The following is a 22,196-nucleotide window of genomic DNA, read 5'->3' as shown; positions in this document are numbered from 1 at the left end:
CCGCGCCCTGAGGTACTTCCCACGCCCGAGCCATGCGGCGCAAAGACACCACCGGAGCAGGAGACGTGAAGACGCGCGGGCCTCGCGCGGCCAGGAAGGCCCCTTCCCCCGAGCCGCGCGAGCGCATCCTCCAGGAGGCCACCCGCCTCATCGCCTGGCGCGGCTTCGGCGCCATCTCCGTCAACGACGTGGCCCGGGCCGTGGGCATCAGCAAGCAGGCCCTCCTCTACCACTACCCCTCCCGCGAGGCCCTCCACGAGGCCGTCGTCGCCTCGCTCATCGAGCACTCCAACCGCCACCTCCTGCTGCTGCTCGGCGCCTTCTCCGGCAAGGGCGAGGAGCGGCTGGAGCGGGCCATGACGCAGATCCGCCAGTTCTTCGACACGGATCCCCACGCCGCGCGCGTCATCCTGCGCGAGCTGTTGGATGGGGACCGCACACAGGTCTCCCGGCTGAGCCAGGGCGTGGAGCCGTGGCTGCGCCTCATGGCGGACACGCTGCGCCAGGGCCAGCAGGAGGGCCACATCCGCCAGGAGCTGGATGCCGAGGCCGCGGTGGCGCACGTCGGCACGCTGCTGCTCACCACCTTCGCCCTGCTGCCCCTGGAGGGCTGGCCGGGGGTGAACGACGCGGAGTGGCGCGAGCGCCGGCTGGGTGAGGTGGTGCGCATCATCGAGCGCTACCTCTTCACCCAGGCCAGCCCCGGGCCCGAGAGCCCTCCGCGTCCCGCCTCCTCCCGCCGTCAGACGAAGTAGGCGCGGCGCAGCACTTCCTCGGGCAGCTGGTGCAGGTCGAAGCCCGCCAGCTTGCCCATCACGTCCTCGTTCAACCCGAGCGCCTTGTACTCCGGCGTGGTACCGGACACGCCCTCCAGCACGCCCACCGCCAGGCGGCGCGCCACATCCAGGCCCGTGGGCCCCACCGCCATGCGGTTGAAGGCCACGTGGCCCACCTCGTCCACCAGGATTTCAATCAGCCGCTGCTCCATGGACTCGCGCACCGCGGGCTGGTCCCGGAAGATCTCCCCCACCCGCTGCAGCATCCAGTTGAAGGAGAAGACGCCGGCGATCTCCGAGGCCAGCAGGATGGGATGGAAGAAGAGGCCCGGCGCGTGGGCCAGCGTGCCGATGAGCAGCCGCAGCCGCAGCGGCGGCTTCCACGCCCCCTCCACCTTGACGCCGAAGTGCTGCGTGGCGCCGATGAGGATGCGCGTGTGGTACGTCTCCTCGAAGCCCAGCAGCTTCTCTATCTGGAAGAAGAGCTTCGTCATGTCGTAGCGCTTCTGCCGCGCCTTCCCCACCACCTCCACCCCGTAGGCCTCGCCCGCGTTCGCCTTCACGAACGTCAGCAGCGCCACCTCCTGGAGGGACAGCTCCTTCACCGCATCGAAGCTCGCGTAGGCCCGGTTGAAGGCGCCACCATCCACCTTCCCCTGGTACGGGCTGTCCCAGCTCGCCGCCTCGCGCAGCCAGTCCTCCCGCAGCGAGAAGCCCCGCTCGAAGTTCATGTCGCCGTTGCGGCGCTCGAGGAACTGCCGGTACGCCTGCAGCAGATCCTCCCGCGCGGACTCGGGAATGGGAGAATAGAAGCTGGGGCGCAGGGACGTCGTGGACACCATTGCGTCGGCCATGGGGAACCTCGTTGCACTTTCCAATCGGTCAGTCCCCATTTTCCGCCTGGCAAGGCTCCCGTCCAGCCCCCCGGACGTCGGACTGTTTCATCCAACACTCGAAGTGTGTGGGGATTGCCCCTTCCCGGTGTTGGGTCCACAATGTGGCAAGCCCCCCCAGGTCCAATGGATTCCGCTCGAAAGCTGCCCCCGACCGAAGCCCCCGAAGCCCCCTCGGAGCACCAACCGGGTGATTGCAAGGTGCTCGTCGTGGATGACTACGACGACGCCCGGGAGATGTACGCCGAGTACCTCGAGTTCCTCGGCTACCAGGTCCAGACCGCCCGGGATGGACAGGAAGCGCTCCAGCTCGCCCAGCAGAACCATCCGGACGTCATCCTGATGGACTTGTCGCTGCCCGTGGTCAGCGGCTGGGAAGCCACCCGCCAGCTCAAGCAGGACGCGCGCACCCGCCACATCCCCGTGATGGCGCTCACCGGCCATGTCCTCGCCACGCACTCGGAGAAGGCGAAGGAGGTGGGCTGTGACGAGTTCGTCTCCAAGCCCGCCCTCCCCGACACGGTGGCCGACAAGATTCGCGCCCTCCTGCAGAAGACGGGCAGCAAGCCCCGCTCGCGGTGAGCCCTCCGCTCCCGCCGCCCCAGGACCCGGCTCCCGGCGCCGCCTGGCAGCCGCCGCGCGAGTTCGACGAGTACCGCCTGCTGCGTCCCCTCGGGCGGGGCCGCACCGGGCACGTCTACCTCGCCCATGACACGTTGCTCGAGCGCACCGTGGCGGTGAAGTTCATCCCCGCGCTCGATGACGAGACACTCTCGCGCTTCCTCGTCGAGGCCCGCGCCGCCGCCCGCCTCCAGCACCCCAACGTCGCCACCCTCTACCGCGCCGGCCAGTTCGAGGACCTGCCCTACCTCGTCTCCGAGTACATCCGCGGCACCAGCCTGGACCGGCTCCCCAGGCCCCAGCCCTGGCAGCGCGTGCTGGACATCGGCATCGGCCTGGCGCGCGGGCTCGCCGCCGCCCACCGCCGCAACGTCCTGCACCGCGACATCAAGCCCGCCAACGCCATCCTCGATGAGTCCGGCGAGGTGAAGCTGCTCGACTTCGGCCTGGCCAAGCTGCTCGACGCGCCTCCCGAGGCCCCGGGCGACGCCCCGGATTCCACGTCCGCGCCCGCGTCCGCGCCCGAGGTACCGGAGTCCTCCGGGAATCTCGAGCTGCCCACCCTCCCCCACGGCAGCGTGGTGGGGACGCCCTACTTCATGTCCCCCGAGTCCTGGCGGGGAGAGCCGGCCTCGGTCCGCTCGGATCTCTTCTCGCTGGGGGCCCTGCTCCACGAGCTCGCCGCCGGCCAGGGCCCCTTCCGCCATGTCCCCCTCAAGGAGCTGCCCCACGTGCTCCAGGAGCAGGAGGCGCGTCCGCTGCTCTCGGCCGCTCCGGGGGTGGACCCGCGCTTCGCCGCGGCGGTGGACCGCTGCCTGCGCCGCGAGCCCACCGAGCGCTTCGCCTCCGCCGATGCGCTGTTGGAGGCGCTGGAGGAGCTGCGCGCCAGGGACACCGCTCCGCCCATCCCCGAGGGCAACCCCTACCGCGGCCTGAATGCCTTCCAGGAGGAGCACCGCGCCCTCTTCTTCGGCCGCCGGCAGGAGGTGCGCGCCGTGCTGGAGCGGCTGCGCGCCAATGCCTTCGTGCTCGTCACCGGCGACTCGGGCGTGGGCAAGTCCTCGCTGTGTCTGGCGGGCGTGCTGCCCCACGTGCGCGAGGGCGCGCTGGAGGACGGCCTGTCCTGGGGCGTGGCGCGCATGGTGCCCGGCCGCCGGCCCGTGGCCACCCTCGCCGCCGCGCTCGCGCCCCATGTCGGGCAGGAGGAGGCCCGCCTCGAGCAGCTCGCCCGCGCCGAGCCCACCACCCTCGTGCGCGCCCTGCGCTCCGCCCTCGGCGAGGGCGTCCGCCGCGGCGTGGTGCTGCACGTGGACCAGTTGGAGGAGCTCGTCACCCTGAGCGAGCCCACGGAGGCCGCGCTCATGGCGGAGCTGCTGGGACAGCTCGCCTCGGGAGTGACGGGCGTGCGGCTGCTGGCCACCTCGCGCAGCGACTTCCTCACCCGCCTGGGCGCGCTGCCCGGCCTGGGCGAGGCCCTGTCGCGTGCCCTCTACCTGCTGCGCCCCCTGGGCCGCGCCGAGGTGCGCGAGGTGGTGACGGGCCCCGCCCGGGCCAAGGGCGCGCACTTCGAGTCCGAGGCCCTCATCGACACGCTGGTGGAGTCCACCCTGCGCGCCGAGGGCAGCCTGCCCCTGCTCCAGTTCACCCTCGCCGAGCTGTGGGAGGCGAGGGACAGCGAGCGCGGCATCATCCCCGCCGCGGCGCTGGAGGCCCTCGGCGGCGTCAGTGGCGCGCTCGCCCGGTACGCGGATGGCGTCATCGCCCAACTGCTGCCGGACCAGCAGGGGGCGGCGCGGCAGTTGCTCATGCGGCTCGTCACGGTGGACGGCACCCGCGCCCGCCGCACCGAGGCCGAGCTGCTGGGACAGGACCCGGCTTCGCGCGCCGCGCTGGAGGCGCTCATCCGCGCGCGGCTCGTGATGGTGCGCCGCACCGAGGAGGGCACCACCTTCGACATCGCCCACGAGGCGCTGCTCACCGGCTGGCCCACGCTCGCCCAGTGGCTGGCCGAGGCGAACGAGGCCCGTCAGCTCCACGCCCGGCTGGAGCACGCCTCCGCCGAGTGGGAGCGGATGGGACGCCCACGCGAGGCGCTGTGGGGCGCCCGGCGCCTCGCCGAGGTCGGCGGCCTCGCTCCGGAGAGCCTCACCCCGCGCGAGGCCTCCTTCCTCGAGGCCTCGCGCGGAGGCGTGCGCCAGGGGAGGCTGCTCACGCGCATGCTGGCCGCGGGCTTCGTCGCCTCGCTCGCACTGGTGTACGCCGGCCTGCGCCTCCACGCCTGGTACGAGCTGGAGGGCCAGGTGCGCACGCAGTTGAGCGAGGCCCGCTCCCGCCTGGAGCACGCCCGGGAGCGGAACCGCGCCCTGGAAGCGGCCCGGACGGAGGCCTTCGCCCTCTTCGACGCGGGGAAGCTGGACGAGGCCCGGCCCCGGTGGGCCGAGGCCCTGAGGATTCAAACCGGGACGCAGCAGGCCTACGCGCGGGCCAGCGAGGAGATGGAGAAGGCGCTGGTGCTCGACCCGGGCCGCGAGGAGATGCGCGGCGCCTTCGCCGACGTGCTCGCGGAGCGCGCCCGGCTCGCCGAGCGCACCTTCCGCCCCGGCGAGCGAGACGAGCTGCTGCAGCGTCTGCGGCTCTACGACACCCCGGGCGAGCGGCTGGCCCGCTTCGAGGCGCCGCTGCACGTGAAGGTGCGGACGCGGCCCGCCGGCGCCACGGTGACGCTGGCGCGCTACGAGCCCACGAGTGATGGGCGGCGGGTGCTCACCGCGGCGCGCCAGGCGGGCACCACTCCCGTGGAAGGGCTGTCGCTGGAGCGGGGCACCTGGGTGGTGGAGCTGAGCGCGCCCGGGTATGCGCCGGTGCGCCACGTGCTGCGGGCCGAGCCCGGCCCCGAGCGCACACTGGAGGTGGCCCTGCCCGAGACGGCCAGCGTCCCCGAGGGCTTCGTCTACGTGCCGCGCGGCACCTTCCTCTTCGGCACCGCCGCGGACGAGAACATCCGCCAGTTCTTCGACACGACGCCGCTGCACGAGGTGGAGACGGGGCCGTACCTCATCTCGCGCACCGAGGTGACGTATGGCGAATACGTGCGCTGGCTGGAGGCACTGCCGCCCGAGGAGCGGACCCGCCGCACGCCGCACGGCGCCAAGGTGGCCTCGTTGAACGCCGAGGTGGAGTTGAAGCGGCTGGCGGATGGGCGCTGGCACCTGAGCATCCATCCCAATGGGGTGACGTACGCGGCGCCCGAGGGGGAGCCCCTGCGCTACACCACCCGGCCGAACAGGGTGGAGCAGGACTGGCGGCGGCTGCCGGTGGGTGCCATCGACTACGCGGACGCCAAGGCCTACGCGGCGTGGCTGGCCCAGACGGGCCGTGTCCCCGGCGCGCGGCTGTGCAACGAGCTGGAGTGGGAGCGTGCCGCCCGGGGCGCGGACGAGCGCGAGTACCCCCACGGGGACGTGCTGCTGCCCCACCAGGCCAACTACGACGAGACATACGGCAAGGTGGGGGCGAGCTTCGGCCCGGACGAGGTGGGCAGCCACCCGGAGTCGCGCAGCCCCTTCGGCCTGGACGACATGGTGGGCAACGTCTTCGAGTGGACCGACTCCATCTTCCAGCCCGGCCGCTCGGCGGCCCGCGGGGGCAGCTACTACTTCGGCGCCAGCACCGGGCGCTCCCCCAACCGCGAGACACCCGAGCCCGGCTTCCGCGACCTGAGCGTCGGCCTGCGGCTGTGCGCGGACGCCTCCTGAGCCATCCGAAAGAAAAGTCCGCGCAGGGGTCTGTTCTCAGCGCGAGAGCAGGAGGGAGCCCTCCGGGCACGGTCTCGCCGAACTTGTCCAACAGTTGGACAAGTTCGTGAAGAGCGCGCCCGGGAGGCGGGCTGAACTCGAGGGCATGACTCGCGCTCGCTGTAGGACTTTCGTCTGCGACTCCAGGGTCTGAGGCGCTGGCTTGCCGCCGCTCCCTCGCATGCCGACCCTGCCAGAGTCACCCCTTCACCTGATTCGGCAGCGGATTGCGACCGCGCGATGGCCCTCCATTCTCGAACAAGACGGTTGAGGATGGGATGTCGGGCCAGGGCCGGCCTCTCGCCGAATGAGCCGAGGAGCCACAATGCCCCAGCCCAAGAAGATCCCCCATGACGTGCCCGATGAGGTGAAGCTCGTCCTGGCCCACCTGCGGCCCGCCCCCGAGGCGTTGGCGCAGGAGCGCGAGCGCTTGCTGACGGAGCTCACCACCCGGCAGGAGTCGTCCACCGAGGCGCTCCAGCAACTCCAACGTCAGGTGGCGGCGGTGCTCGTGTCGCTGCGGCCCGACGCTCCGTTCCAGGCCCGGCTCGCCAGCGAGCTCTCCTCCGCGCTCGACAGCTACATGAAACACCCCGGCGCCGTCATTCCACCTCCCGACATCATCGGCGACTGCATGAACCACGTGCGCTCGTACCTGGAGGCCATTGGCATGAGCCCCCTCCTGGCGGTGGTGGATGAACTCCCCGACCCGCCACTGGCCGACGCCGAGGAAGAGGACCGGCAGGAGCACGAGCTCCAGATGCAGCACAGGTTCGGCAGCATTCGGGGCTGAAGCCCTACAGCGCCCCGCGAGCGACAATCCCCACATCCAATCCCTTTCACGGAAAGGAACTCCGCCATGTTCATCAATCAAAAGAGCTTCCAGCTCGCGATGTCCCAGGCCTCCGCCAGCTTCTCGTCGCGAGGCGGCGGCTTCGCCAGCTTCTCCTTCAGCTCGGCCGTCTTCTCCTCCTCGGCCCTGGGCGGGCTGAATGGCGCCTACCAGAAGTGCCCCTCCAACCGCCCGCTCAACACGCTGGGCGGCCTCTTCAACTCCATCTCCATGCTGCAGTCCTTCAGCGCCTTCCAAAGCACCCAGGTCTGCACCAAGCGGCCGTCGCCCTGCCCCTCGAGACCGCCGCCCTGCCCCACGGAGCCGCAGCAGCACGGGAAGGGGAAGATGTGGGACGTGTTCTTCGATACCAAATCGGGAACGAAGACGAAGCAGCAGTCGCCCATCGTGTTGGACCTCAACGGCAACGGAAAGGCGGACATCACCGGCAGCAACATCAAGGGCAATGGCAAGCTGGAGGGCAACACGGTCAAGGGGTTCGACCTGAACCCCTCGGACCGCCAGTGGTCGACCAAGAGCCTGAATCGGCGCCCGGGTAACGGCGCGCCCGCGCTGGGGGCGGGGGTGACCGCCAAGGTCTTCGACAAGGACGGCAAGCTGGTGAAGTCGCTGAGCGCCGAGCAGCTCAAGAAGCTGCAGTCCAACAAGGCCTGGAAGAAGGGTGGCGGCGACATGGGCCTGGGGCTCGGCAGCAACATGCGCGCCGAGTTCCGTGACAGCAACGGCATGCTGGTGGGCGAGCTCAAGCGCGACGGCACCAACAAGAACAAGCCCCTGTATTTCTGGGGCAACCAGAACCAGAACGAGTGGACCAAGCCCTGGGACTCGAAGACCGGTGGCGACGGCATGCTGGTGTGGGACGTGGACGGGGATGGGAAGATCACCAGCGGCAAAGAGCTGTTCGGCCACGTCGACTTGAACGGGAAGAACACGTTCAAGAACGGCTACGAGAAGCTCGCCCACTACTTCGACAAGAACGGGGATGGGCAGGTGAAGGGCTCGGAGCTGGCGGGTCTGAAGATCTGGGAGGATCGCAACGGCGACGGCATCACCCAGAAGGGCGAGCTCGTGGACCTGGAGAAGCACGGCATCCGCAAGCTGAACACCCGCTACAACGAGGCGGACATGAGCTCGTCGTACAGCACGCGCAAGCCCGCCTCCACGCACGGCGCGCAGCAGGCGGGGCAGAGCCCGGTGCACCACGAGGCCATGCAGCAGGCCTGGCAGATCTTCCAGCTGGTCGAGGTCCTGCGGCGGATGCAGGCCGCGGGCTGTGGCTCGTACTGACCTTCCCCGACGTTCCCTCTCCAACCTCCAACGAGGAGCCCGCCATGTTCAAACCCGAGGAGATTCCCGCGGATCTACCCGATGAAGTGAAGGCCTTCCTGGGCCACCTGAAGCCAGAGCCGGAGGCGTTGTGCCAGAAGCGGAAGCGTCTGCTGGCGGAGCTCGGCAAGCAGCTGCCCTCCGCCAGGGGAAGCCTCCAGCGGCTGCTGAACAAGCTGAGGGCGGCGCTGCTGGCGATGGAGTCCCAGGCCCCCTTCCAGGCCACGCTCGCCGAAGACTTCAGCCAGGTGCTCGCGCACTACGCCAAGGACCCCGCCGCGCCCAACCCGCCACCGTCCATCGTCCTCGAGTGCATGAGCTACATGAGGGAGCGCGTGGAGGCGATGGGCATGGGGCCCCTGCTGGAAGCCGTACAGGCCGCGTCCACGAGCGCTCCCCCGCGCTGAGCCCTCACGCCACCTTGCGCTCGGCGGTCTCGTCCGCCCCGGCCAACGGCAGCCGCACCCGGAAGCAGGCGCCGCGCTCCACGGACGTGTCCAGCTCCAGCGTCCCGCCGTGGTTCTCCGTGATGAGCTGGCGGCAGATGGCCAGTCCCAGCCCCGAGCCCTTCCCCACGTCCTTCGTGGTGAAGAAGGGCTCGAAGATGCGGGCCCTCAGCTCCTGGGGAATGCCCGGGCCGTCATCCGCCACCACCAGCTCGGCCATGCCACCGCGCACGGACGTGCTCACCCGCACCTCGCCCTTCCCGCCCAGCGCGTCCAGGGCGTTGCGCAGCAGGTTCAGCGTCACCTGCCCCATCTGTCCCCGGTGGAAGGAGAACACCGGCAGCTCGCCACACCGCACCTCCACCCGCGTCCCCTCGGGCAGCGAGCGCCGCACCATCTCCACCGTCTCGCGCACCACCGCGTTGAGGTCTCCCGGCTCGAGCCTCGGGCCCTCGCCGCGCAGGAACGCCCTCAAATCCGCCTGGATTCCGCGGATGCGCTCCGTGGCGTGCTGCATCGCCTCCAGCGCGTCCGGCGTGTCCTGGAGCAGGAACTCCACGTCCTGCTCCCGCCACAGCCGCTTCACCTCCTCCACGTCCTCGGGGTGCTCCTCCAGCCGCGCCTGGCAACGCCGCAACACCACGGACAGCTGATCGAAGTACTCGCGCACCACCGGCAGGTTGGTGTGGATGGCCGTGAGCGGGTTGTTGATTTCGTGCGAGAGCCGCGCCAGCAGTTGCCCCATGGCGGAGAGCTTCTCGGCCTGCATCACCTTCTGGCGGGCCTGGTCCAGCTCGGCGGTGCGGGCCGCCACCAGACGCTCCAGCTCGAGGTTCGTGCGCCGCAGGGCGATGACGCGCCAGCGCACCACGCCCGCCACGGCCAGGCCCAGCAGCAGCACGCCCAGGCCCCGCGCCCACCAGGACGCCCACCACGCGGGATGCACCACCAGGTCGAAGCCCGTCACCGGTCCCCAGGGCCCCCAGTCGTTGCGGGCGCGGACCTCGAAGCGGTAGCTGCCCGCGGGGAGCGTGCTGTAGCGCACCGAGCGGCCCGGCACCGCGTGCCAGTCATCCATCCCCACCAGGCGCACGTCATGGTCCACGTGCCCCTCGTCCAGGGAGCCCAGGTCGGCGAACCGGACCGACAGCGTCGTGTCTCCGTGCTCCGCCGCGAGCCCCTGGACCTCGGAGCCGGACACCTCGTGCGGCCCGAGCCGCGTGTTCAGCAGCACCACCCGCGGTGGCGCGGCCGGGCCGGTGTAGCGCGCGCCCTGGAAGCGGCCCAGCCCGCTCGAGGTGCCCACCCACACCGTGCCGTCCTCCTCCGCCAGGAAGGAGTTGCCGCTGCAGTCATCTCCCGGCAGCCCTCCGGTGGCCCCGAAGTGCTCCAGCATTCCGTCCTCGCCCACCAGGTGCACGCCCGCTCCCGTCCCCACCCACAGCCGGCCCGCGGCGTCCTCCCCCACCATGTACGTGACGCCGTTGAGCAGCCCCGTGCTCCGGTCCAGGAGGAACACCTCGGTGAGGCGCCCCGCCTCGTAGGTGAAGCAGCTCAGCCCCAGCGGCTCCACGTAGGACACGCACACCCGGCCGTCGCGCCGCGCCACCAGGTAGCGCACGCGCTCGTCCCGCAGCCCCTCGGCGGAGCCCAGGCGGCGGAACACGCCCCCCTCGCGCACGTAGAGCCCATCCCCCGCCGCCCACAGCCTCCCGGTCCCGTCCCGCTCCACGCCACCGAAGAACGTCCGCCGGCTGTGCGGCAACACCAGCTCGAAGGCCCAGTCCCCGTCCCGGTACACGCCTCGGAACAGGCCGGCGCTGGTGGCCGCCCACAGCGTTCCATCCGGCTCCCACAGCAGATCGAACGTGTAGCGCCCTGGCAGGCCCTCCGGCACACCGTACGTCCGCACCTTCCCACTCCAGGGCTCGTAGCGGTGGAGCCCCTCCGGGTTGCCCGCGGCCCACAGGGCACCGTCCGGGCCCTCCTCGAGGCTCTTGAGCGAATACCCGCGCAGCGCGGGAACGTGGACCCAGCCCGCGGACGAGGCCCGCGCCAGCCCATCATCCGTGCCCACCCACAACGTCCCGTGGCTATCGCGGGTGAGGCCCCAGATCATGCTCGAGTGCATCCCCGTGGAGATGTCGTGCACGGTCCACAACCCCCGGCCCAGGGAGCGGTGCACGCCCAGGCTCACGACCCAGAGCGTGCCCTCCCGGTCATGCAGCACGTCCCGCATCCGCGACGCGCGCTCCGAGAGGCCCAGCCGGTGCAACTCCACCCGCTCGCCCTCCACCGAGAGCAGGCCCCGGTAGTTGGGCACCAGCAGTTGTCCGCGCTGGCCCACGCGCAGGCGGCGCCCCGCTCCCATCATCCCCTGGATGAGGTGCGAGCGCTCCTCGAAGGACATGCCCTCGCGCGGCTGTACGGCCAGCCAGCCCTCGCTGCCCGCCCACAGACGGCCCAGTCCGTCCCGCACCAGGTCGGTGACGGAATTGCGGAGCCCCGGCACCTCATGGATGAGCCAGCGCCCCGCCACATCCCGGCTCAACACGCGCGAGCCCGAGCCCACCTGGAGCGCGCCCGAGGCATCCGTCCAGAGCACCATGGCGGGGCCGCCCGGCCATCCCGGCATCGGCACGAAACGCCCCGGCTCCACCTCCACGTACAGGCCCTGCTCGGTGCCCGCCACCAGCCGGCCTCCGGCGTCCACGCGGATGCTCCACACCTGCGTGGGGATGCCCGTCATCGGCACGGCGGCGAAGCGGCTCCCGTCCCAGCGCACCACGCCCTTCTGCGTGGCCAGCAGCAGCCGGCCCTGGGAGTCGAGCGTCTCGTCCCTCACGCTGGACGAGGGCAGCCCCGCGTCCAACCCGAAGCGCTCGAAGCGCTCGCCATCGAAGCGGTACACCGCATCCGCGGCGCACACCCAGACGAACCCCGCCGCGTCCTGCAGCACGCAGGACATGTCGTGGTTCTCGATGCCGGACTCCGTGCCGTAGCTGCGGAAGCCGATGCGCCCCGGAGGCTCTCCGCTCCGAGCCTCCCTCCCCCACAGCAGGACCGTGAGGCCCAGCGTCAGGAGCGTGGCGATCCGGTACGACGGCATGGGCTCCCGTTACCTCTCAGGAAAAGCGGGGCCCGTGTCCTCGGACCCGGAGGTTCAGCCTAGCACAGACGCACGGGTCGGCCTTACGGGCTCAACCTGGGAGCCTCGGACTCCTCACCCCGGGGGGCTTGCCCCCCCTTTGAACGACGAGGGGCTCCTCTCCCGGAGGGCGAGGGGTGGACTCACCGTGTGGGGCGGCGGGTTCCGGATGTGGACCCGGACGGGCGGACCCACGGTCGCGCTTCCGCCAGCGGCCGTGGAGCTTCTTCGCTGGCAGGGCGATCAACAGCGACACCGTCAACACGGACAATGCCAGTCCCAGCGCGGGCAGCGCGTCCTGCGAGCGGCCCAGCCGGGACGCCAGGCCCGCGACATTGGACCAGCCGTACGCCAGGGGCAGGTGCACCACGTAGACCCAGAGCGACGCGCGTCCCACGGGCGCCATCCACCGGTCCAGTCTCGAGGGCAGCAGCATCGCCACCCCGGCCGCCACCGACAGCAACCCCACCCGCCACGCCACCAGCGTCGGGTCGCTCACCCGGGGGTCTCCGCCCCACAGCGACATCAGCGCCAGGATGCCCGTGCCCGTGCCCATCAGGCACAACCAATGCGGCACCCGCTTCACCTCCGCGAGCCCCAGCCCCGCGAGGCCTCCCATGAAGAAGTACGAGGACCAGGGGAAGATGGGGAAGTTGGACGTCCTGCTCGCCAGCGCCTGCTCCAGCGCCAGGGGCCATCCACCCGCCAGCACCGTCGCGCGTACCCACGGGCTCGCCAGCGGCACGAGCACCGCCAGTGCCGCCAACGCCCTCATCCGCGCCGTCCGTCCCTTCAGCACCGACAGCACGCTCGCGCCCATCAGCAGCGCCGCCGCCACCCCGTGCAGCGCGTCGAAGGCCAGGAAGTGCCGCCACACCGTCTCGTCGCCGGCGAAGAGCAGGGGCAGCCCCCAGCCGGGCCAACGTAGGAGGTAACCCCAGCCGAGCAGCAATCCCACGCGCGGCAGGTACCGGCGCAGCACGCCCCAGCCATGCGCGCCCGTGCGCTGCACCGTCGTCGCGAAGGCCCAGCCGGCCACGAAGAGGAACAGCGGCGCCGTCACGGCCCGGAGGGACCAGTACGTCACCATGCCCACGCCATGGCGCGCCGCGTCCGACAGCACCGCGTCCAGCGTGTGGCCCATCACCATCGCCATGGTGGCCACCGCCCGCGCACGGTCCAGGCCCGTGTTGCGCGAGCCCGGCACCCGCGGGAGAGGCTCGGCGCTGGGGGCCTGGTCACTCATGTCTTCAGCACTGGCAACAGGCGCTCACGCTCAGACGCGCATCGGCATCACCACCGCCGTGAAGCTCCGGTCCCCCGGCGCGTGCAGCACGCCCGGGCTGTGCTCGTCACCCAGCTCGAAGGCCACCTCGTCCGTGTCCGTCACCGTCAGCACGTCGATGAGGTAGCGCGCGTTGAAGCCGATGGTGATGGCGTTGCCCCGGTAGGCGATCTCCAGCGCGTCCTTCGCCTCGCCCAGGTCCGGGTTGTTGGCGGTGATGAGCAGCTGGTTCTCCGCCAGGCCGATGCGCACCGCGTAGCTCTTGTCCGCGCTCAGCAGGGCGATGCGCTTGAGGCCCTCGAGCAGCCGCGTCTTGGGCACCAGCACCGCCTTCTCGCCCTCCTTGGGGATGACGCGCTGGTACTCGGGGAACTGCCCGTCGATGAGCCTCATCACCATCGTCAGGCCCGTCTTCTTGAAGAGCGCCGAGTTCTCCGCGAACCCCAGCTGGCACTCCGCGTCCGGCGCCTCGTCCAGCAGCCGCTTGAGCTCCAACAGGCCCTTGCGCGGGATGATGACGCCGCCCTTGAGCTTGAAGTCGCCCTGCAGCTCGCGCTCGATGAGGGACAGGCGGTGGCCGTCCGTGGCCACCATCCGCACCTTGCCGCCCTGCTGCGGCTCGAAGTACACGCCGTTGAGGATGTAGCGCGTCTCGTCCGTGGAGATGGCGAACTGCGTCTTCTTGATCATCTCCAGCAGCGTGTTGCCCGTCACCTGCACCAGCGGCGCGCTCTCCTCGCGCGGCAGCTTCGGGTACTCCTCGGGCGCCGTGCCGACGATCTTGAAGTGCGCCGAGCCGGACGAAATCTCCACGTAGTTGTTCGCCAGCTTCTTGAGCGTGACGTGGGCGTCCGGCAGGTTCTGGACGATGTCGAAGACGTACTTGGCGCTGAGCGTCACCGCGCCGGGCTTCACCACCTCGGCCGGGTGCTCGGACACGATGCCGATCTCCAGGTCGAACGCGGTGACCGTCACCCCCGCCTTGTGCGCCGTGACGAGCACATTGGCCAGGATGGGCATCGTCGTCTTGCGCTCCACGATGCCCTGGGCGCGGTAGAGGGCCTTCTTCAGCTCGTCGGCGGCGATGCGGAATTCCATCTCGGGGGTCCTTGAAGAACCAGGGGTACGGGAAAGAGTCGCGGCCCCTCGGCCGCTCCGGGCGGATGTAGCCCGGGGGCAGTAGGCCGTCAACGAACCTGACGTCTGCGGTCATGCTCCTTCGTCCAGCACTCGGCCGAACGGGCACTTGCGCCCACTCCCCGACCTCTGGCGTACAGGTGGGAGCCACACCTACCGACCCGCCAACCGGTTGGTGCTTCCCGGCACCTCCGCCCCCATCACTAGGGAGGGTCGAGCGAGTGAGGAGAACGCCATGCACGACAGGGTCTACAAGACCGACGACGAGTGGCGACAGGATCTCACCCCGGAGCAGTACCGGGTGATGCGGCAGGGGGAGACCGAGGCACCGTTCAGCGGGGCCTTCGTGGACCACCCTGCCCGGGGCCTCTACTGTTGTGCGGGTTGTGGACAGACGCTCTTCGCCTCGAAGGCGAAGTTCGACGCGGGCACGGGCTGGCCCAGCTTCTGGGCGCCCATCCGCCCCGGCCACGTGGCCCACCACGAGGACCGCTCCAGTTTCCTGCGCATCCGGACGGAGGTGGCATGCGACCGCTGCGGCGCCCACCTGGGTCATGTCTTCGACGACGGGCCTCCGCCCACCGGGCTGCGCTACAGCATCAACTCGGCGGCCCTGGCGTTCGAGTCTGAAGAGCAGCTCCTGGAAGAAGGGTTCTTGGAGGAGCAAGCGATGGAGGAGGACGTCGGGGCGCCCGCGTGAATGAGGCGGGCCGGCCGCGCGTCGGAAGTGGCATCTGTCCCGGGAGGCGGCGAGACTGCGCGCCCTCCCTTTCCGGAGCCCGTCTCATGACCTTCCGTCAGCCCCTGCTCACCGCCGCCCTTGCCCTTGGCCTGCTCGCCGGTTGCAGCAAAGGCAACACCCCCGAAACCCCCCGAGCCGCCGAGTCCGGCGGCACTGCTTCCGCGCCCATGGACAAGCCCACCACCGACAAGCCCGCTCCCGCTCCCGAGTCGCCCTCGGGTGGCACCGCCGCCGCGCCCTCCGCCGAGCGCGGGCCCGCCGTCTTCTTCATCCGCAACAGCGGGGTGCGCTGCATGACCACGCCCTGCCCGTACTTCATCGCCACCCGGCCGGACCGGCCCGGCGACGAGCCCATCCAGGTGCACGAGGTGGACACGGCCGCGCTCGGCGTCAGCGACGAGAAGCGCAACAGCATCATGGAGGCCGCCAACGGGAACCCCGGCCTCAAGGTGGAAGGCACGCTGGACACGGTGCCCAACGCGGGCCCCGCTGGCGCCGCCACGGTGCTGCGCATCCGCCGGGTCGTCGAGGGACAGTAGTCCCAGCTCCCACCCGGGGGGCTTCGTCCCGCGCCGTCCCCCGGAAGTCACTTCGCCTGGCCGCACGCCCCACGTCCATTGTGTAAGGAGTATCCTGCCCTCACTCTCTCAAGGACTGGGGGCGCTTCCGGGATGACGGGGCGAGCGGTGGTGACACCCCAAGGCGGGCGCGGGGCCGGGTGGAGCCTCGGGCCGCTCGTCCTGTTGTGCCTGCTGGGTGCCAGCCCCGGCCGCGCGGCCTCCCCGTTGCGCCTGGAGGCCTCGCCGCGCCAGCTGCTCTCCGGGCGTGACACCCGAGCCACCCTCACCGTCTCCGCGCCCGGGTTGCCCGCGGACGTGCGCCTCGCGTGCAGCGCGGGCCGGGTGCTCGCGGCCCGGCGCTCCGCCCCGGACACGCTCCAGGCCTCCTTCGTCCCGCCCCGCACCGACACACTCGCGCCCATCCTGTGCGCCGCCGTGTCGCCGTCCTCGGGAGCCCACGCCACCGTGGTGCTCGAGGTGCAGCGACGCCAGGTGTTGCCCCTCTCCGGGCTGCCGCCCCTGGGCCGCGTGGAGGTCCGCATCGGGGACACCCTCCACGGGCCCGTGCGCGCCAACGCCACCGGCCAGGCCGAGGTGCCCGTCCTGCTCTCGCCTGGCGTGACGCAGGCCACCGTCTCGGCCGCCGCGCCCGGCCAGCCCGCGCGGCAATGGCCCATGCCCCTGCCCGTGTCGCCCAGGCCCTCGGTGCTGCTGCTCGCCGAGGAGTCCTCGCTCGAGGCCAATGGCGAGCGAGGCCTGCGCGTATGGGCCTTCGGTATCGACAGCCGCGGCGAGCCGCTGGAGGCCGCGCCTGGCTTCTCGCGGACGGGAGGCACCTTCGAGGCGCGGCGCCTCGGCCCGGGCGTCCACCTGGGCACATTCGTGCCCCCGCCCCGGGCCACTCCGGGCGAGGCGGTGCTCACGGCCCAGGCTGGCAACGGCGAGCCCTCCAGCGTCCGGGTGGAGCTGCGGGCCGGAGTGAAGCCCACCCTCGCCCTCGAGGTCGAAACGCTGGAAGGAGGGGCCTCGGGAGCGTTCGTTCACGTGTCCGCCCTCGACGAGCGGGGACGTGCGCTGCCTGGAGAGCCCGTGCGCCTCCAGGCCACGCTCGGCGAGGTGGGGCCGGTCCAGGACCAGGGAGATGGCACCTACCTCGCGCGCTACCGCTCCCCTCCCGGTGGAGGCGAGGAACGGTTCGTGGCGTGGATCGACGGCGCGCCACCGGTCTCGTCGAGCGTGACGTTCCTTCCCATTCCCCGCCTCACGTTGGAACTGGGTGGAATGGAGGGGAACGGGCACGAACTGCCGGCGGATGGCCTCTCCCGGGTGGGGTTGAAGATCTCCGCCCGCGACGCGAAGGGGTTGCCGGCGCCGGACGGCACGGTGCTCGTCCTGTCCACCACGCTCGGCCGGCTCCCCTCCTCGGTGACGACACGCGAGGGCCGCGCGACCGTGGAGCTGGAGTCGGTCCGTCAGACGGGCGAGGCGCGCATCCAGGTGAGGTGGGAGGAGCAGAGCATCGGCACCACCGTGCGGCTCGTCCCCGGAGAGCCCGCCCGGATGCGCGTGCGCACCGAGAAGAACGAGGTGCTCTGCGACGGGAGGGACAGCACGCAGGTGCACCTGATGGTCGAGGACCTGTATGGCAATCCGCTGGACGGCGTGCCCATCACGCTGAGCGCCGCGGGCACCCAGGCCGAGCACGGACGCTTCGAGCGTGTGGCCTCGCTGGGTGGAGGGGAGTTCGTCACCCGCTTCCATGCGCCCGCCCGGTGCGAAGGAGGAGTGGCCACGGTGCTGGCCGCCGCGCGCGAGGCTCGGGGGGATGCGCGCCTCCATCTCGCCTCGCGCATTCCCCGGGGACTCACGGTGAGGCTTGGGGCGCAGAGCAACCTGGGCCGGCTGATGCAGCCCTCGCTGGAGCTGGAGGGAGACGTGCGCCCCTACGCGCTCGGAGAGCGGCTCGCCGCCAGCGCCTCGGTGCGGATGGCCTGGGGTCGTTTTTCGCTGCGGGGAGAGAGCGCGGCGCACGAGCCCTTCGATTTGAGCGCCCGGGCCCTCACCACCACCGTGTCCGTGGGGGCGCGCTGGCTCGTCCCCGTCACGGGCGCGCTGTCCGGCTACGCGGGAGCCGGGCTCGACGCGCACCTCGTCCACATCGACTGGCGCATCAGTCTGGACCCGGGCTCACAACGCCAGTTCTCCCCGGCCTTCGGCGGCCACGTGCGGCTCGGGGTGGCGTACTCGCTCGGCCCCGGGGAGCTCCTGTGGCAGGGGCGCTATGGCCTCGCCCGGCTCCCCGAGGGCGGCACCTTCCAGGGCCCCATTGGCGGGCTCTCCACCTCGCTCGGCTACCGCTTCGCGCTCTGACGAATGGAGGCTCGGATGCGTTCCCGTACTGGCATGCACCCCCTCGCCCTGGCCCTGCTGGCCTGGGTGATTTCCTGCAGCGCCTCGCCGGACACACCGCGCCTCCAGGCGGTGTCCCCGGAGCGCACCGCGTTCGGCACGCCCGAGCGCTTGCTGCTCAGTGGCGCCTTCGCGCCGGACGTCGCGGTGGACCTGGGCTCGGAGACCCCGCCCTCGCTGGAGAACCGCTTCGAGGTGCGCATCGGCTCCGAGCGCGCGTATGGCGTGCGCTTCCGCTCACGCGACGCGCTGGAGGCCACCGCCCCGGCCACCCTGCCGCCTGGCCGCCACGACGTCACCGTCACCGACGCCCAGGGCCGCTCCTCCACGCTCTCCGAGGCCTTCGAGGTCATCGACCGGGGCGTGCACCGGCTCGTCTTCGTCACCTCGATGCGCGCGGCCCGCCCGGGGGAGTGGACGGAGCCCATCCGCATCGAGCTGAGAGATCCCTCGGGCCAGCCCGCCCCCACCCCCACGCCGCGTGTGCTGCACATCACCAGTGACTCGGAGACGGGCCACTTCACCCGGCTCGGGCAGGAGGACGAGGCGTGGCGCGAGTTGGAGGTGCCGCTCGCCCCGGGGGAGTCCGGAGTGGACGTGCTCTACCGGGACACCACACCGGGCTATCACACGCTGGAGTCCAGCAGCCATGACCTGCCTTCCATTGCCCAGACGGTGGCGGTGGGACGGCTCGGCCCGCCCACGGCGGTGCGCTTCACCCGCGTGCCCACCTCGCCGCTGGTGGCCGGAGAGCCCGTGGCCCTCACCGTGGATGTGCTGGACTCCAGTGGAGGCCCGGCCTCGCTGCCCGCCACCGGCATCCAGCTGACGCTGCGCACCACCTCGTCCGCGGGAGGGCTGGCCGTCAGTGAGGGCGACCCCTACCACCCGGACCTCACGCTCGTGTTGCAGGGCGCCCAGGGCCGCCTGCCGCTGCTCTACAAGGACACGCGGAGCGGGGCGGAGGTGTGGCTGTCGGCCAGCGGCTTCAACCGGGACACGTACGGCGCGCTGACACCCCACTCGGTGAGCCTCGCGGTGCAACCCGGCACCACCCAGCGCCTCGAGGTGCTGCGCACCGGCACCGGGCCCCTGCAGGCGGGAGTCCCCGAGCGCTTCATCCTCACGTCGCTCGACGCCTGGAACAACCGCACGCCGTACACCGGCACGGTGCGGCTGGACACCTTGCCACCGGACCCGGGCTTCTCGCCCGGCGAGGTTGAAATGGAGGTGGGCATGGCCGCGTTCAACGCCGAGTTCTCCCGCGTGCAGCGGGTATCCGTGGTGGCGGAGGATCCCCACGCGTCGAACGTGCGGGGTGCCACGCCGGAGTTCACCATCCAGGCGGGGCTCCCCACGCACCTGGCGGTGTCGCCGGTGGTGGGGCCGCGGTGGGCGGGCGAGGCCTTCCTCCTCACGCTCGAGGCGCTGGATCGCTTCGGCAACCGGGCGGAGACGCCGCTGTCCGTGACGCTCTCCGCCTCGGGGGTTCCCGAGGGGGCGCTGAGCCCCACCACGAGTGGCACCTTCACGGGCGCCATCACCTTTCCGGTGACGCTCACGGCCGCGGTGGAGGAGACGCGCATCAGCCTGGTGGAGGGGACCGCCACGAGCCCGGGAGCGCTGCGAGCCACCACGGGAGGCTTCGCCGTGCTGCCCGGAGCCACGCAGCGTTTCGTGGTGGAGGACACCACCGGAGCCCAGACGGCGGGAGTGCCCTTCCGGGTGCGCATCCGCGCGGTGGATACCTACGGCAACACCACGCGGGACGTGCACGAACTGGAGTTGGATGCCCAGGGCGTCCATGCGCACCAGTTCGCGCCCGCGCACTTCTCCGGCTTCCAGGGCCAGGCCGACGTGGACGTCACGGTGTTGCTGGCGCTGCCCAGCACACGGCTGAGCGTCGTATCCGGCACGGCCAAGGGACAGCAGCCCGGCACGTTCGCCGTGAATCCGGGTCCTGTCGTGCGGTTCCAGGCGCAGGTGCCGCCCTGCATCACGTCGTCGGACCGCTGGAAACTCAGCCTGCAAGCCGTGGACAACTGGAACAACGCCGTGACGTCCTATTCGGGGGCGGCCCGGCTCGCGCTCTCTCCGTTCGGCACCATCAGCCCGAGCACCACGCCCGCCTTCACGGGAGGCACCGTCACCCTTCCCAATGTCACGTGGAGCGACGTGGCCGGCCGCGAGCCGCAATCCTGTCTGGAGCTCATCGTGACCGACAGCGAGGACGCGAGGAAGACGGTCAGACAGTGCCTCAACCTGCAGCTGAGCTGTCCCAAGCATCGATGAGCCCGAGCCCATGAGAATCCGCACCCGGCTGCTGCTGCTGCTCATCGTCACCGCGGCGGTGCCCACCCTGGCGGTGGGCTTGCTGGCCTGGCGAGACGCGGAGCGGGCACTCTCGGAGGCGGTGGCCGAGCAGCACCGGCGTACCGCCCTGGCCGAGGCCGAGCATGCGGCCACCCATGTCCTGTCGCTGGCCACGGAGTTGGGAGGAGCGCTGGTGCACCAGGAGCCGCTCGAGCTGGGCCCGTCGGAGGCCCAGGAGTTCCTCATCCGGGTCTTCCTGCGGCGCGACCGCATTGCCCAGGTGGGGCTCTTCGACGCCCGGGGCCAGCTGACGGCCTCCGTCTTCGTGGATGATCCAGAGGCCTTCGCGCGGCAGGAGCCGCAGTTCCGCCGCCACGACACGGTGGCAGCCGGAGAGGTGGAGGACTTCCAGCGACGGGCGTCGGAGCTGTTGTCGCAGGTGCCCGAGGGCCGAGCGTACGCCATCTCCGCGCCCTACCTGACAGGGGTGCGACGCCGGCCCGCGGTGGTGGTGGCGGCGCGAGCCCCGGGGACGCGGACGGGAGGACTCGCCGCCGAACTGGGCCTGGAGGAACTCTCCCAGCGGCTGGCCGCGCGAGGCGTGGGCGACGAGCGCGTCTTCCTGCTGGATGGAGCGGGCCGGCTGCTGCTGGACGGTGAGCCGGAGCGCGAGCGTCATGAAGACTTCACCGGGAAGCTGCCGGGGGCGGTGGGCGCGAGGCAGACGGGGTTGGCGGCGTACGAGGAGGAGGGGCGTGCATGGCTGGCGGCCTACAGTCCGGTGCCGGAGCTGGGCTGGGTGGCGGTAGTGGCCCGTCCGCGCGAGGCCGCGCTCGCGCCGCTGCATGCCCTGGCGCGGAGCACCTACGGAGTGCTGGGCCTGACGCTGCTGGGAGTGCTGGCACTGGCGCTGATGCTGGCGCGAGCGCTGGCCCGTCCCATCGCCCGGCTGGCCGAGGGCGCGCGCGCGCTGGCCCGGGGAAACCTCGCCCACCGGATCTCGCTCAAGCGCCGGGACGAGTTGGGAGACCTGGCGCGAGCATTCAACGACATGGGGCAGGCGCTGGAGCAGGCGCACCGGGAGCTGCTGGGCTTCAACGAGCAACTCGCGGCGCAGGTGGAGGAGCGCACGCGGGAGCTTCAACAGACCCAGGTGCAGCTCTCGCGCAGCCAGCGACTGGCGGCCATGGGAGACCTGGCGGCGGGGATGGCGCACGAGATGAACAACCCACTGGCGGCGGTGTTGGGCAACGTGCAGCTGATGCTGATGGATCTGCCGAAGGAGGACCCCTCGCACCGGATGCTCGGCACGGTGCACCAGCAGGCGCAACGCATCGCCAGCATCGTCCGAGAGCTTCAGCTGCTCTCCGAGCGCCAGCAATTGGGGCGGCTGCCGCTGGACCTGCACCGGATGCTGCAGCGCGTACTGGAGTCACGGTGCGCGGAGCTGAGCCAGGTGGGGGTGCACGTGGACTGCCGCTTCCACCCGGGAGAGGTGAAGGTGCTGGGCGACACCCAGGCATTGGGAGATGTCTTGGGCCGGCTGCTGGGCAACGCCCTCAATGCCATGAGGGACAGACCGGAGCGCAACCTCGTCTTGAGCACGCAGGTGGTGGACGCGGAGGTGGTGCGGGTGGAGATGAAGGACACGGGCCGAGGGATTGCGCGCGAGCACCTGGAGCGCATCTTCAACCCCTTCTTCACCACGAAGCAGCAGTGGACGGGGAAGGGCCTGTCGTTGGCCGTATGCCACCGTGTCATCGAGGACCACGGCGGCACCATCACCCTGGACAGTGTCGAGGGAGTGGGGACAACGGTGACCCTCGTGCTGCCCGCGGCGCCCGCCTCGAGCGGCCTGGTCTGATTCGCGAGAGCGCCGGCCTGAGCGAGCAG

At 71.2% G+C, this 22,196-nt stretch carries 15 protein-coding genes; 11 read left to right on the top strand and 4 right to left on the bottom strand.

Annotation, left to right across the window (positions count from 1 at the left end):
- Window positions 1-65 precede the first annotated feature (65 nt).
- Window positions 66-755 (top strand): TetR/AcrR family transcriptional regulator, encoded by a 690-nt coding sequence (locus Q664_RS00080; protein ID WP_043388348.1) that lies wholly within the window; start codon window positions 66-68, stop codon window positions 753-755.
- Here Q664_RS00080 and Q664_RS00075 read toward each other — a convergent pair.
- Window positions 743-1,630 (bottom strand): hypothetical protein, encoded by an 888-nt coding sequence (locus tag Q664_RS00075; protein ID WP_152621809.1) that lies wholly within the window; start codon window positions 1,628-1,630, stop codon window positions 743-745. The two genes, Q664_RS00080 and Q664_RS00075, sit on opposite strands and share 13 nt — an antisense overlap.
- Before the next feature lie 165 nt (window positions 1,631-1,795).
- Here Q664_RS00075 and Q664_RS00070 point away from each other — a divergent pair, with 165 nt between their 5' ends.
- From Q664_RS00070 to Q664_RS00050, 5 genes are all read left to right on the top strand, one after another.
- Window positions 1,796-2,251 (top strand): response regulator, encoded by a 456-nt coding sequence (locus tag Q664_RS00070; protein ID WP_043388343.1) that lies wholly within the window; start codon window positions 1,796-1,798, stop codon window positions 2,249-2,251.
- Window positions 2,248-6,045 (top strand): nSTAND1 domain-containing NTPase, encoded by a 3,798-nt coding sequence (locus tag Q664_RS00065; protein WP_063934633.1) that lies wholly within the window; start codon window positions 2,248-2,250, stop codon window positions 6,043-6,045. The genes Q664_RS00070 and Q664_RS00065 overlap by 4 nt, the downstream gene beginning before the upstream one ends.
- A gap of 364 nt (window positions 6,046-6,409) precedes the next feature.
- On the top strand, window positions 6,410-6,877 hold the full coding sequence (locus Q664_RS00060; RefSeq protein ID WP_043388341.1) for a hypothetical protein: 468 nt from the start codon (window positions 6,410-6,412) through the stop codon (window positions 6,875-6,877).
- Between the two features lie 66 nt (window positions 6,878-6,943).
- On the top strand, window positions 6,944-8,224 hold the full coding sequence (locus tag Q664_RS51330) for an EF-hand domain-containing protein (RefSeq protein WP_052517476.1): 1,281 nt from the start codon (window positions 6,944-6,946) through the stop codon (window positions 8,222-8,224).
- Window positions 8,225-8,268: 44 nt separating this feature from the next.
- Entirely contained in the window at window positions 8,269-8,670 is a 402-nt protein-coding gene (locus Q664_RS00050) for a hypothetical protein (protein WP_043388340.1), read from the top strand.
- A 4-nt stretch (window positions 8,671-8,674) separates the two neighbouring features.
- Here the strand turns inward: Q664_RS00050 and Q664_RS00045 are convergent, their stop codons facing one another.
- The 3 genes from Q664_RS00045 to dnaN form a co-directional block, all read right to left on the bottom strand.
- Window positions 8,675-11,818: a sensor histidine kinase gene (locus tag Q664_RS00045; protein WP_043388337.1), complete on the bottom strand. Its 3,144-nt coding sequence runs from the start codon at window positions 11,816-11,818 to the stop codon at window positions 8,675-8,677.
- Window positions 11,819-11,909: 91 nt separating this feature from the next.
- The gene (locus tag Q664_RS00040) at window positions 11,910-13,103 is read right to left on the bottom strand and encodes an acyltransferase family protein (protein WP_052517475.1); all 1,194 of its coding nucleotides are present in this window, start codon (window positions 13,101-13,103) and stop codon (window positions 11,910-11,912) included.
- A gap of 30 nt (window positions 13,104-13,133) precedes the next feature.
- On the bottom strand, window positions 13,134-14,240 hold the full coding sequence (gene dnaN / locus Q664_RS00035; RefSeq protein ID WP_043388335.1) for a DNA polymerase III subunit beta: 1,107 nt from the start codon (window positions 14,238-14,240) through the stop codon (window positions 13,134-13,136).
- A gap of 274 nt (window positions 14,241-14,514) precedes the next feature.
- Here dnaN and msrB point away from each other — a divergent pair, with 274 nt between their 5' ends.
- The 5 genes from msrB (at window position 14,515) to Q664_RS61995 (ending at window position 22,167) form a co-directional block, all read left to right on the top strand.
- Window positions 14,515-14,979, top strand: a complete 465-nt coding sequence (gene msrB / locus Q664_RS00030) for a peptide-methionine (R)-S-oxide reductase MsrB (protein ID WP_052517474.1) — start codon at window positions 14,515-14,517, stop codon at window positions 14,977-14,979.
- 86 nt (window positions 14,980-15,065) lie between these two features.
- Entirely contained in the window at window positions 15,066-15,560 is a 495-nt protein-coding gene (locus tag Q664_RS57180) for a DUF6748 domain-containing protein (protein ID WP_043388334.1), read from the top strand.
- Between the two features lie 132 nt (window positions 15,561-15,692).
- Complete coding sequence (locus Q664_RS00020; RefSeq protein WP_152621808.1) at window positions 15,693-17,951, top strand: Ig-like domain-containing protein; 2,259 nt, start codon at window positions 15,693-15,695, stop codon at window positions 17,949-17,951.
- Window positions 17,952-17,966: 15 nt separating this feature from the next.
- A complete protein-coding gene (locus Q664_RS00015) occupies window positions 17,967-20,282 on the top strand; it encodes a hypothetical protein (protein ID WP_152621807.1) in 2,316 nt (771 codons plus the stop codon).
- A gap of 10 nt (window positions 20,283-20,292) precedes the next feature.
- Window positions 20,293-22,167 (top strand): sensor histidine kinase, encoded by a 1,875-nt coding sequence (locus tag Q664_RS61995; protein WP_043388330.1) that lies wholly within the window; start codon window positions 20,293-20,295, stop codon window positions 22,165-22,167.
- Window positions 22,168-22,196: the final 29 nt, after the last annotated feature.

Source organism: Archangium violaceum Cb vi76, assembly GCF_000733295.1.
In the GTDB taxonomy this organism is placed as follows: domain Bacteria; phylum Myxococcota; class Myxococcia; order Myxococcales; family Myxococcaceae; genus Archangium; species Archangium violaceum.
The sequence above is the reverse complement of the archived record's forward strand: the minus strand, read 5'-3'. Positions and strand labels throughout refer to the sequence as shown.